Raw genomic sequence first — 10,515 nt, 5'->3', positions numbered from 1 at the left:
ATCACTCCACGTTCACCGGCACCGGGTCCACAGGGAACAGCGCGCGCCCCGCATCGAGCCAGCCATCCGTGCCCAGCCGGTACCAATAGACCGCCTCATAGCCCAAGGCAGCGATCCGCTGTGCCGCGTTCCAGCTCATCCAGCAATCGGCGATGCAGTAGACCACGATCGGGCGCGCCATGTCGCCGCCCGTGGCCCGGGCGAGGTTATCCACCAGGTAGGTCTGCAACACCGGCTCCAGCCACCCGCGCCCGGTCTCCGGCAGCCAGAGCGCCCCGGGCAGGCTCAGCCGCTGCTGCGAGACCAGCCAGGTGCCGTCCAGCTCGTCGAATCGCGACTGGCTCGCCCCGTAGACATCCAGCACCAGCGCCCCGGCCGCGATCAGCGCCGCCGCCTCTTCGGTGTCGACGAGGCGCGCGGGGGGCGGAATGTCCTCGGGCGTGGGCGCGCGCTGCCGGTCGATTCGGTAGCCCGTCGCCGGGTCGAACAGCTCCGGCCGCTTGGCCATGGCCTCGGCAGAGCTGCCCGCCAGGACCGGACCGGGCAGGCAGAGCAGAAAGATCAGGAGCACGCGCAAGACCATGGCGCAATCTACGCCCGCGCCCGGGGAAAAACCAAGCCTGCGACATCCGAGCATTTTACTCGGGATTGACATGTCCGACCAATTCAGTCAGTTTTTTTTCATCTGAACGGAAAGCGGGACCATGCCCAGCCAGACCATCACGCCCGACAAGGACACCGTGCCCGTCTTCGACGCGCGCGACCTGCTCGGACCGAACCTGCGCGCCTTTCTCCGCCTGGACGATCAGACCTACACGCTCCGGATGACCCGCAACGGCAAACTCATTCTGACGAAATAGGATCGCACCATGGCCAAAACCCCCAGCCCCTGCATCAGTGTCTGCAAGTTCAAGCGCCAGGGACATTGCATCGGGTGTTCGATGACGAAGGCCCAGAAATCCCTGTACAAGGGACTGAAAAAGGAAAGCCATAAACAGGCCTTCGTCGACATGCTGGTGAAGCAGCAGGCGGCCCTGGGCAAGTATCGCCACTGGACCGCCGCCTATATGCGCAAATGCCTCAAGAAGAAGGCCAAGCCGGTGCCGGCCGTGCGCGATGCCGCGAAGGCCGCCTGATCAGCGCAGATGCGCGCGCAGGAACCAGGCAAACTTCTCGTGGGTCTGACCGCGTGCGATGCACAGATCTTCGGTCAGGGTATCGCCATGCTCCGCGGCCAGTTCGCCACAGCCCGCGAGCGTTGCGGCCAGGGTCTCCTGCGCGACCTTCATCGTCTCGATCATGGTCTTGGCGTCGGCATGGCCGTCATGCTCGGTCACTTTCGAGCGCTTCAGCATGCCTGCCAGCGTGCCTTCCGCATGGGCATCGATCGCCTTGATCCGCTCGGCCAGGTCATCCTGCGCCTGGAAGTGATCCTCGTAGATGTCCTGGAACAACTGGTGCAGCGGACCAAAGGCCATGCCCGTGACGTTCCAGTGGAAGTTCTGGGCCATCATGGTGGTGACGGTGGTTTCGGCGACCGATTGGTTCAGGGCATCGGCGATGGCAGCTTGCGCGTCCTGGGACAGCGCGACAGCGGTTTGGGTCATGAAACCCTCCGTTCTTGTGAAACTTGGTGAGTTGGCTTGCTCGGGGCTGGCTAGCCGTAGATCATAGGCTTTCTAGCCGTCCTGACAAGCACCCAGAAGGACGCGCACCGCCACGCGGAAGGGGCGGCACACGCGCCGCGCGATCAGGAAATGAAGACTATCCCAATCGGTTGAGTCGATCCGCTCCAGCATGGTCAGGATCCATGCCTCGTCAAAGGACAGGCTGTCCTCCGCGCCGCGATAGATCACCAGGGGCCGCGCCACCGCCTCGGGCAGGCACTCCACCAGGCTCTCATAGGGATCGGTCCGGCCCCGCTCCGACAGGCAGGTCGCCTCCAGCGACCGGTAGGGCCGCGCCCGCGCCACCCGTGCCGCCTCCCGCAGGGCCGCGAGGCGCGCGCGACCGGTCTCCGACAGGGCGGAAACGGGACGCTCCGGCGCACGGGCGGGGCGGAGTTCGGCGGGGGTCTGGACGGCGTGGAGGGACATTGGCAAGCATTCTTCGAGTCTATTCCCGACAAGATTTATCAGAAATCCCCGCCCATGACAATCCGCTGCGCGCAACTGTCTCGCTCAGCCCTCCCCGGGAAGGGTCAGCCCGGCATTGCGCGCATAAACCTTCGCCACCGCCGCATCGTCCTCGCCACCCAGGCCGGACCCCGCCGCCGCCATGAACTGCTGCAGCGCCGCCGCAGTCAGGGGGGCGGCAAACTTCGCCTCCGCCGCGATATCCAGCACGATGCCCAGGTCCTTGGGCCAGATATTGACCGAGGATCGCGGGGTATAATCCCCCTCCACGATATGGGGCGCGCGATTCTCGAACATCCAGGACGTGCCCGCGCAGCGCGAGATCACCTCCACCGTCTTGGCCGGATCGACCCCCTGCGTCATCCCGAAAGTCACCGCCTCGGCCATCGCCGCGATATGGGTGCCCGCCAGCATCTGGTTGATCGCCTTCATGGCGGAACCCGCGCCCGGCGCATCGCCCAGCTCGAACACCGTCTCCGCCATCGCGTCGAGCGCCGGGGCCGCGGCGGCGAACGCCTCCGCCCCGCCCGAGGCCATGATGCTGAGCCGCCCCTGCGCCGCCTTCGCCGCCCCGCCGGAGATCGGCGCATCCAGGTACTGCACCCCCGCCTCGGCACAGCGCGCGGCCATATCCCGCGCAAAACGCGGCGGCACCGTGGCGCAGGCAATGACCACCCCGCCCTTGCGCAGGGTCGAAATCCAGCCCTCAGCCCCGAAAAGCACCGCCTCCGTCTGGGCCGCGTTCAGCACCGCGATCACCAGGATATCCACCGCCTCGGGCCGCGCCGCCAGCCCGCCCTCGGCCCGGAACCGCGCCATCGGCTCCGGCGCGATATCGGCCCCGTAGACCCGCAGCCCCGCGCGCAGCAGCGATTGCGCCATCCCGTAGCCCATGCTCCCCAACCCGATAATCGCCACATCGCTCATGTCATGCTCCCTTGCTGCGCAGCGCCCGAATGAGCGGCAGGCTCAGCATCCCCGCCGCCGCGATGGTCAGACCCAGCGCGATGGGATGCCCGGTGAAGAACGCCCCGAAATTGCCATCGGTGATGATCAACCCCTGCCGCAGGCTCAGTTCCAGCGTCGGACCCAGCACCATGCCGATCACCAGCGGCGCCATCGGATAGCCCTGCCGCCGCAGCACGAAGCCGACGATCCCCGCCCCCGCCATCACCAGCAAATCGAACGGATTGCCCCGCACGAAGAACACGCCCACCGTGCACAAAAGCGTGATCACGATCAGCATATAGGCCTCCCGCATCCGCAGGAGCGGCGCGGCCAGCTTCGACACCAGCATTCCCAGGGGCAGCAGCATCAGGTTGATGATGAAGAACCCCGCGAAGATCGACGCCATCAGCACCGGATTGTCCTGCATCAGCCGAATGCCCGGCGTCACCCCGTGCAGGGTCAGCGTCGCCAGCATCACCGCCGTGATCGCGTCCCCGGGGATCCCCAGCGCCATGGTCGGCACCAGCGCCCCGCCGGTGACCGCGTTATTGGCCGATTCCGACGCGATCAGCCCGTCCGGCTCCCCCTTGCCGAAATTCGCCCGCGTGGGGGCAGACCGCCGCGCCTCCGCATAGGAGATGAAGGCCGCCGTCGCCGCCCCGGTCCCGGGCAGAATGCCCACCCCGTTGCCAATGGCCACGGATTTGGCCAGCCCGCGCAAACGTCCCTTCCACTCCGCCCAACGCGGCAGGACGATGCCCTTGAAATCCACCAGGACCCCGGTGCTGTCAGGCCCTGAACTGGCGCGGATCAGCACCTCCGACAGGGCAAAGACCCCGATCACCACCGCCAGCAGGTTGAAGCCCGCGATCAACTGGAACTGCCCGAAGGTGAACCGCGCCTCCCCGGTGATAGGATCGCCCCCGACGGTGGACAGGAAAATCCCCAGCATCCCCGCCATCAGGCCCTTCACAAGGCTCCCCTCCGACACCGACACGATGCAGGTCAGGCCCAGAAGGATCAGCGCAAAGGTCTCGATCGGTCCGAAATTCAGCGCGAAGGCCGCCAGTTGCGGGGCCGCGAAGATCAGCACCACGGCCGAGGTCAGACCCCCCACCACCGACGCGATGGTGGCCCAGCCCAGGGCCTTGCCCGCCTCGCCCCGCTGGGCCATCGGGAACCCGTCGAGACAGGTCGCCGCCGATTGCGGCGTGCCCGGCGTGTTGATCAGGATCGCGGAAATCGAGCCGCCATAAACCGACCCGGCATAGATCGCCAGCAAGAGCAGGATCGCGGGCGCCTGATCCATGGTCAGGGTAAAAGGCAGGATCATCGCCACCGCCACGGTCGACCCGATCCCCGGCAGCGCGCCCAGCACGATGCCCAGCATCGTGCCCACGCTGAGCACCAGCAATCCCTGCGGCGACAACAGCAGCGCGAAGGCCTGGGGCAGAAGCTCGATCATCTCAGATCCACCACAGGAAAGGCGACGCCGGCAGCGGCATGGTCAGAACATGGTTGAACAGCACCACCAAGGCCCCGGGCACCCCAACCGCGATCCCGACCAGGGCCACGGGGCTGCGCACTTCCAACAGCCACAGCATCCCCAGCGCCAGCGGGACGGAGGCGAAGAAAAACCCGATCTCCGGCAGGGCGATCACATAGACCAGCACGCCCAACCCGATCGCGGCGACCGTGGCCAGCCGGATGGGCTGCGGCGCGGGCTGCGCCATCACGTCCGCCACCACATTCAGCAGCGCGAGCCCCACCCACATCATCAGAACGATCCGCGGGAAGAACATCGGGCTGAACGCGCCGCCCAACTCGGCGAACTGCAACCCGAAGGTGCTCAGCATCAGTCCCGCCCCCACGAGCAGGAGCGCGACGGACACCAGCGCGCGCTCAGACATGATCCGACCCATCTCGCCCCTCCCCGACCAGAAAGCGCCGCGCCCGAGGACCCCCGGACGCGGCGCAAAGCGGCTCTCTTACAGGCCCGCAGCCTCGATCAGGGCACCATTGGCCTCGTATTGCGCCCGGAAGAACGCCTCGAACTCCTCCGCGCCGCGATAGTCGATCACGGTCGCGGTGTTCGCCGCGAACTCCTGGAAGCCCTCGGAATTCACCGCCGCCTCGCAGGCCGCTTCCAGCTTGGCGACCACCTCGGGCTCCACCCCCGCCGGGGCGAACAACCCGCCCCAGAGATACAGCTCGTTCAGCGGCGGTTCGATCCCGGCCTCGGCGGCCGTGGGCACGTCCGGGTAATTCTCCAGCCGCTCATCATTGAACACCATCAAGGGCCGGAAATCGCCCCGCGTCATCAGGATCTCGGTATCCCCGAAAAACTGGATCGTGCCCGCCTGCATCGCCTGCACCGCGGGGCCCGAGCCCTGGAACGGCAGATGCTTGAGCTTGTCCAGCACGCCCAGACCGGCAAAGCCCGCCACGGTGGTCAGATGGGTCATCGCCCCTGGCCCGGAGGAGCCATAGATCAGCTTGCCCGGCTCCGCCTCGATCGCGGCAACCGCCTCTTCGATGGTGGTGTAGGGGCTGTCGGCGGTGGTAAACAACAAGGTGGGCGAGGCCGCGACCGAACAGATCGGCGTCCAGCTGTCCACGTCATAGGGCACGTCCTTGATCTGCGGCTGAATGGTCGACACCGTGATCGAGAAATAGCCCAACTGGTAACCATCGGGCCGCTGCCCGGCCAGCGCACCCGCCGCCACGGTGCCGGAGCCGCCCGCCATGTTCGACACGAAGGCGTCGCCGCCAATCGCTTCGGCAAAATGCGGCGCGAATCCGCGCAGCAGCAGGTCGGTGCCGCCCCCGGCGTTGAACGGGGCAATCAGGTTGATGGGCCGCTGCGGGAAATCATCGGCCAGGGCCGTCCCCGTCATCGCCACGCTGGCCGCCAACATGGCGGTGACTGTCAAAATCTTCATGTGTTCCTCCCTGAACGTCGCTATTTCTGCAACTGGTAACGTTGTCATGCTTGATGGTAACGTTGTCAATGCTACTGTTCTAGGGCATAGCTGCCCAAGTTCCACGACAAACTTCCGGAGACGCCCGTGCCCGATGGCGACAGCCGCCCGACCCTGAAACACGTCGCGGCCCGCGCGGGTGTCAGCCTGATCTCCGCCTCCCGGGTGATGCGCGGCGCGCCCAACGTGTCCGAAGCCCTCCGGGCCAAGGTCGAAGCCGCCGCCGCAGATCTCGGTTACAGCCGCAACCGCATCGCCGGCTCCCTGCGCAGCCAGGCCAGCGACCTGATCGCGGTGATCGTGCCCTCGATGTCCAACCATGTCTTCCCGCCCATCGTCGACGGGATCGACACGGCCCTGCGTGGCAGCCGCTTTCGCCCCGTGCTCGGCATGACCGGCTATGAAACCTCAATGGAAGAGACGATTCTGCGCGATCTTCTGTCCTGGACCCCGGCGGCGGTGATCCTCTCGGGGCTCGAACACAGCCCCGGCACCCGCGCCCTGCTGCGCCGCCATGACGGCCCGGTGATCGAGCTTCTGGATACCGACGCCCCCCCCATCGACCTCAGCGTAGGCGTAAGCCAGGCCGCCGCGGGCCGGATGATGGCCGCACACCTGATCGACCGGGGCTACAGCCGCATCGGCTTTGTCGGGGCCTGGGGCGGGCGTGACACCCGTGCGACCAAACGCCAGGACGCACTGGCCCGCGCGGTCGCCGCCGCCGGTCTCGCGCCACTGGCGCAGCACATCGCCGACGCGCCCTCTTCGCTCTGCGTGGGGGCGGACGCCCTGCGCGCCCTGCGCCGCGCCCACCCGGAGCTTGACGCCGTGGTGTTCGCCAATGACGACCTGGCCCTCGGCGCGCTCTTTGCCTGTCAATCGGACGGGATCGCCGTGCCGGACACCCTCGCACTCGCCGGGTTCAACGGCCTCGACATGTGCCAGGTCATCACACCGCGCCTGACCACGATCCAGACCCCCCGATTCGAGATCGGGCAGCAGGCCGGTACACTCCTGCGCGACCGCCTTTCCGGCAAGGACACGCCGCCCCCGGCCCCCCTGCCCCTCCACCTCGTGGCGGGCGAGACGACCTGAAGGCTACAAATACGGCTCTAACAAGGGCCGCAGCGCCACATGCGCCCGCAACCGCGCGCCCAGCAGGAACATGCCCCCCATCTTGCGCTGCAGGTACAGCGCATCCATCGGCGGAATGACCCAGAAATCGCGCCCCTCGGCGAATTCCTCCCCCGCCCGCCGCAGGTCCCGCGCCAACCCGGTCCCCGCGAAATCGAACGGCGCCGCCGCGCGCAAGGGCGCCATCGCCATCTCGACCATGTCGAGGATCGGCTCCCGGTGCCGCGCCTCGGTCTCCGGCTCCAGAAACCCGATCTCCTCCATCGCGGCATTCACGGCGCCCCGATCCCCGGCGAACCCCGCCCGCATCAGCCCGCGATATTGCCCGACCAGGTCCGGCCCGAACACCCGCGTCGCTCCAAAATCCAGCAGCACCAGCCGCCCCGTTTCCGGCTGCACCCGGTAATTGGCGAAATTCGGATCCGTCTGCATCAGCCCGAATTCGAACAACTCCCGCAGCATCAGCGAAATCAGGCTCTCCATAAGGCGATCGCGCATCTTCTGCGGTGCATCCCCCTGCCCTTCGATTGCCACGCTCTCGACGAACGACATGCCCAGAACGTCCCGCGTGGTCAGGTCCGCATAAAGCTCCGGCACCACGAACCGGTCATCCCCGGCCAGCAGCCCGCCGAACCGCGACAGCATCTCCGCCTCGCGCCCGTAATCGGCCTCCTCATGCAGTTGCCGCCGCGCCTCCTCCATCAGGGGCGCAAGGTCGATCTCTTTCGGCACCAGCCCCGACAGCCGCAGCAGGCTGCCCACGTTGCGCACATCGCTGTCGATACTCTCGCGCACGCCCGGATACTGCACCTTCAGCGCCACGTCGCGCCCGTCCTTCGTGACCGCCCGGTGCACCTGCCCGATGCTCGCCGCCGCCACGGGCCGCACGTCGAATTTCGCGAACCGACCGCGATACCCGGGCCCGAAATGCCTTTTCAAGACACTGTCCAGCTGCTTGGGCGGCATGAAATGCGCATCCGCCCGCAAGTGCCCCAGGATCTCGGCCAGCTCCGGCGGCAGGAAATCGCCCCCCTCCAGGCTCAGAAGCTGGCCGACCTTCATCGCTGCCCCGCGCATCTGCGCCAGCTGCGCGGTGATCCGCGCGGCATTCCCCGGCGTCAGCAGCAGATCCTCCATCCGCGGCCGCTGCCCGGACAGAAGCTGCCTGCCCCCCTCGAAGGCCATGTTTCCGGCCACGCCCGCGGCCATGCCGCCCAGACGGGCCATGCGCCCGGCGCGCGAATTCGGCACGGCCAGCCCGCGCGGTTCATGGATATATTTCGTCATGGGATGCGAGTTAGCGCGCCCGCCCTGCCCTGCCAGCGCTCAGTCGAGCCGCAGCCCACTGACCCGCGCGGCGATCCGCCCGTCGGTATCGTCGCTGTCGGCCGACACGCCCAGACCCACCAGCACCGGCGCCTCCGCCCCGAAGGCCCGCCGGTAATCCGCGCGCAGATCAACGCTCTCGGAAAACTGCCCGGTCCCGGGCCCGCGCTTGATCACGGTCACCAGCCCCGGATGATAGGGGCTCGGCAGCACCGTGCCCGCGGTCGCATCCCCGCCCCAGACATAGACAAGCGCGCGCGTGCCATCGGCCTGCAACAGCTTGCGCGCCGAATTCACATCCACCGTGGCGGCGGTCTGCGGATCCGTGAACACGAAATAAAGCGCGAGGTTGCGGTCATCGCCCCCCTTGCGCGCCAGGTCCGTGGGCCCGACCCCTTCGGAGACCGCCCATTGCCAGGCCGCCTTGCCCGCATCCCGCGCCCCCTCCGGCACGGCCCGCCACAACAGCGACACGGTGCCATCGGAAATCACGTCGAGCGAGCCACCCTTCTGCACGAAATCGTTTGTGAAGAGCCTGAGAAACCCCTGCTCCCGCCAGGAGCCGTCGAACGGGATCTGCTGGGCAAGACCAGGCGTGGCGGCGGTCAGGGCGAGCGCAATGATCAAAGCACGATATGTCATGGACATGATCTAGCGGCCCCGCCCGCCCCGGGCAAATCACCCCTGCTCACGGCCCCGTCACCCGAACGCGTCCGGCTGCAATTCCTGCCAGAACGCCAGGATCGCCTTTGCGTTCAGGGGCGACATCCAGCCGTGGCGTTCGAAATCCGTGCGGGCCTCGGCGCTGTCGAGCTGGCTCATGAACAGCCGCCGGTCGGCATCGCGCTGGGTCGGACTGCGCCGGGCGATGATTTCCTGCACCCGGCGCAACTGCTCGGCACGACTGCCCGGCTCAGGCGCGGAAACAGGCTCTTCGACAGGGGTTTTGCCCTCTTGCAGCGCCGCAGTCAGGTAGCCCACCGGACTACGCACACCGTCCCGGCCGTCCACATAGGCGATCTTGGCCGCGACTGCTGCCTCCCCATGCTCGGCGATCCATTGCCGTGCCAGCCGGTCGCCCACCCCCAGCGCGCGCAGCCGGGCATAAACCGGCCCCGCCCGCACCGCGCCGCCATCGTCGATATTCAGGATCGACAATTGCGGATTGCGCGCGATCCGAAACCGGATTTCCGCCACCTGCCGCCCCTGCTTGCGGGTCTCGGGCGTCACCAAGATGTCCGATGTGCGGTTCACCTCCGCCACGGCGGGCTTGATGATCTTGGCGTTCAGGTGCTTGAAACTCTTGTAATAATCACTGTCATCGACCCCCATCAGGCGCCGAAACAGTTCCAGCGACCACCACCCCGTGGACCCGGTGCGCACGAACCGAAAGCAGTTTTCATACAGCGCCAGCGCATGGCCCGAGGTGAACCGCCGCTGGATATCAAGGTTGATCAGCGCGAACACCTTGGGATCGTGCAGCTTCTCCGCCAGGGCCGCCGAGTAGCCGTATTCGCACACCCCGTCCTTCAGCTTGGCATAGCTGAGCAGGCTGGAAACCCCCCATTCCTCGCGCCCGGCCGCATCGAGCATGTTCCACTCCGCAACCGTCTCTGCAAGGCCCCTTAGAGCCGTTTTCAGGGTCTCCATATCGTTCGAATTGTACCCAATCATCTGGCACAGGGTCCGCGCGTCGATCGCATGCTGCGACCGGGTCGTCAGCGTGTCATAGGCATTAAGCAGCAGCACATTGGACAGCTTGCGCTGCAACAGGGTCAGCTTGCCCGACACGTGGATCGCGGCCACGTTCTTCTTGACCGACCCGCGCTTGAGCGCACCGGTCAGCCGGGTGCTGGAGGGTCCCTCCGCCATGATATGTCCTGCCTGCTCGATTCGGACGTGTTTTGCCGTCAGTATCCGCGCAAAGGCACCCACGCTCAAGCCCCCTTCGGGTTCCTGTCACCAGCGCCCTGGGGCACCTTCTTGCGGGA

13 protein-coding genes are annotated in these 10,515 nt (G+C 67.0%); 3 read left to right on the top strand and 10 right to left on the bottom strand.

What is annotated here, in order from left to right; genetic code table 11:
* Position 1: 1 nt before the first annotated feature.
* Positions 2-583 (bottom strand): rhodanese-like domain-containing protein, encoded by a 582-nt coding sequence (locus tag DSHI_RS21200; RefSeq protein ID WP_012187503.1) that lies wholly within the window; start codon positions 581-583, stop codon positions 2-4.
* A 121-nt stretch (positions 584-704) separates the two neighbouring features.
* On the opposite strand from DSHI_RS21200, the gene DSHI_RS22125 reads away from it, so the two are divergent.
* Positions 705-860 (top strand): hemin uptake protein HemP, encoded by a 156-nt coding sequence (locus tag DSHI_RS22125; protein ID WP_012187502.1) that lies wholly within the window; start codon positions 705-707, stop codon positions 858-860.
* Between the two features lie 9 nt (positions 861-869).
* Positions 870-1,136, top strand: a complete 267-nt coding sequence (locus tag DSHI_RS21195) for a DUF1289 domain-containing protein (protein WP_012187501.1) — start codon at positions 870-872, stop codon at positions 1,134-1,136.
* On the opposite strand, the gene DSHI_RS21190 is transcribed toward DSHI_RS21195, so the two are convergent.
* From DSHI_RS21190 to DSHI_RS21165, 6 genes are all read right to left on the bottom strand, one after another.
* Complete coding sequence (locus DSHI_RS21190; RefSeq protein ID WP_012187500.1) at positions 1,137-1,607, bottom strand: Dps family protein; 471 nt, start codon at positions 1,605-1,607, stop codon at positions 1,137-1,139. It abuts the gene before it with no gap.
* Between the two features lie 72 nt (positions 1,608-1,679).
* Complete coding sequence (locus DSHI_RS21185; protein ID WP_012187499.1) at positions 1,680-2,096, bottom strand: hypothetical protein; 417 nt, start codon at positions 2,094-2,096, stop codon at positions 1,680-1,682.
* A gap of 84 nt (positions 2,097-2,180) precedes the next feature.
* On the bottom strand, positions 2,181-3,062 hold the full coding sequence (gene ltnD / locus DSHI_RS21180) for an L-threonate dehydrogenase (protein ID WP_012187498.1): 882 nt from the start codon (positions 3,060-3,062) through the stop codon (positions 2,181-2,183).
* A 1-nt stretch (position 3,063) separates the two neighbouring features.
* Positions 3,064-4,548, bottom strand: a complete 1,485-nt coding sequence (locus tag DSHI_RS21175; protein ID WP_012187497.1) for a tripartite tricarboxylate transporter permease — start codon at positions 4,546-4,548, stop codon at positions 3,064-3,066.
* A gap of 1 nt (position 4,549) precedes the next feature.
* Positions 4,550-5,005 (bottom strand): tripartite tricarboxylate transporter TctB family protein, encoded by a 456-nt coding sequence (locus DSHI_RS21170; RefSeq protein ID WP_012187496.1) that lies wholly within the window; start codon positions 5,003-5,005, stop codon positions 4,550-4,552.
* A gap of 66 nt (positions 5,006-5,071) precedes the next feature.
* Positions 5,072-6,025 carry a Bug family tripartite tricarboxylate transporter substrate binding protein gene (locus DSHI_RS21165; protein WP_012187495.1) on the bottom strand — a complete coding sequence of 318 codons (954 nt, stop codon included), beginning with the start codon at positions 6,023-6,025 and terminating at the stop codon, positions 5,072-5,074.
* Between the two features lie 126 nt (positions 6,026-6,151).
* On the opposite strand from DSHI_RS21165, the gene DSHI_RS21160 reads away from it, so the two are divergent.
* A complete protein-coding gene (locus tag DSHI_RS21160) occupies positions 6,152-7,159 on the top strand; it encodes a LacI family DNA-binding transcriptional regulator (protein WP_012187494.1) in 1,008 nt (335 codons plus the stop codon).
* Positions 7,160-7,162: 3 nt separating this feature from the next.
* Here the strand turns inward: DSHI_RS21160 and DSHI_RS21155 are convergent, their stop codons facing one another.
* Genes DSHI_RS21155 through DSHI_RS21145 form a run of 3 tightly spaced genes read right to left on the bottom strand, consistent with a single transcriptional unit; the run spans position 7,163 to position 10,396 of the window.
* Complete coding sequence (locus DSHI_RS21155; RefSeq protein WP_012187493.1) at positions 7,163-8,485, bottom strand: ABC1 kinase family protein; 1,323 nt, start codon at positions 8,483-8,485, stop codon at positions 7,163-7,165.
* Between the two features lie 39 nt (positions 8,486-8,524).
* Entirely contained in the window at positions 8,525-9,166 is a 642-nt protein-coding gene (locus DSHI_RS21150; protein ID WP_157865463.1) for a DUF3047 domain-containing protein, read from the bottom strand.
* A 57-nt stretch (positions 9,167-9,223) separates the two neighbouring features.
* A complete protein-coding gene (locus DSHI_RS21145) occupies positions 9,224-10,396 on the bottom strand; it encodes a replication initiation protein (RefSeq protein ID WP_012187491.1) in 1,173 nt (390 codons plus the stop codon).
* Positions 10,397-10,515: the final 119 nt, after the last annotated feature.

It is taken from the genome of Dinoroseobacter shibae DFL 12 = DSM 16493, assembly GCF_000018145.1.
In the GTDB taxonomy this organism is placed as follows: domain Bacteria; phylum Pseudomonadota; class Alphaproteobacteria; order Rhodobacterales; family Rhodobacteraceae; genus Dinoroseobacter; species Dinoroseobacter shibae.
The sequence above is the reverse complement of the archived record's forward strand: the minus strand, read 5'-3'. Positions and strand labels throughout refer to the sequence as shown.

Bases quoted from the DNA above. Each gene is read 5' to 3' on its own strand.
- DSHI_RS21185 (WP_012187499.1), bottom strand. From the start codon at position 2,096: ATGTCCCTCCACGCCGTCCAGACCCCCGCCGAACTCCGCCCCGCCCGT.
- DSHI_RS21165 (WP_012187495.1), bottom strand. From the start codon at position 6,025: ATGAAGATTTTGACAGTCACCGCCATGTTGGCGGCCAGCGTGGCGATG.
- DSHI_RS21145 (WP_012187491.1), bottom strand. From the start codon at position 10,396: ATGGCGGAGGGACCCTCCAGCACCCGGCTGACCGGTGCGCTCAAGCGC.
- DSHI_RS21175 (WP_012187497.1), bottom strand. From the start codon at position 4,548: ATGATCGAGCTTCTGCCCCAGGCCTTCGCGCTGCTGTTGTCGCCGCAG.
- DSHI_RS21150 (WP_157865463.1), bottom strand. From the start codon at position 9,166: ATGACATATCGTGCTTTGATCATTGCGCTCGCCCTGACCGCCGCCACG.
- DSHI_RS21170 (WP_012187496.1), bottom strand. From the start codon at position 5,005: ATGGGTCGGATCATGTCTGAGCGCGCGCTGGTGTCCGTCGCGCTCCTG.
- DSHI_RS21155 (WP_012187493.1), bottom strand. From the start codon at position 8,485: ATGACGAAATATATCCATGAACCGCGCGGGCTGGCCGTGCCGAATTCG.
- DSHI_RS21195 (WP_012187501.1), top strand. From the start codon at position 870: ATGGCCAAAACCCCCAGCCCCTGCATCAGTGTCTGCAAGTTCAAGCGC.
- ltnD (WP_012187498.1), bottom strand. From the start codon at position 3,062: ATGAGCGATGTGGCGATTATCGGGTTGGGGAGCATGGGCTACGGGATG.
- DSHI_RS21190 (WP_012187500.1), bottom strand. From the start codon at position 1,607: ATGACCCAAACCGCTGTCGCGCTGTCCCAGGACGCGCAAGCTGCCATC.
- DSHI_RS22125 (WP_012187502.1), top strand. From the start codon at position 705: ATGCCCAGCCAGACCATCACGCCCGACAAGGACACCGTGCCCGTCTTC.
- DSHI_RS21200 (WP_012187503.1), bottom strand. From the start codon at position 583: ATGGTCTTGCGCGTGCTCCTGATCTTTCTGCTCTGCCTGCCCGGTCCG.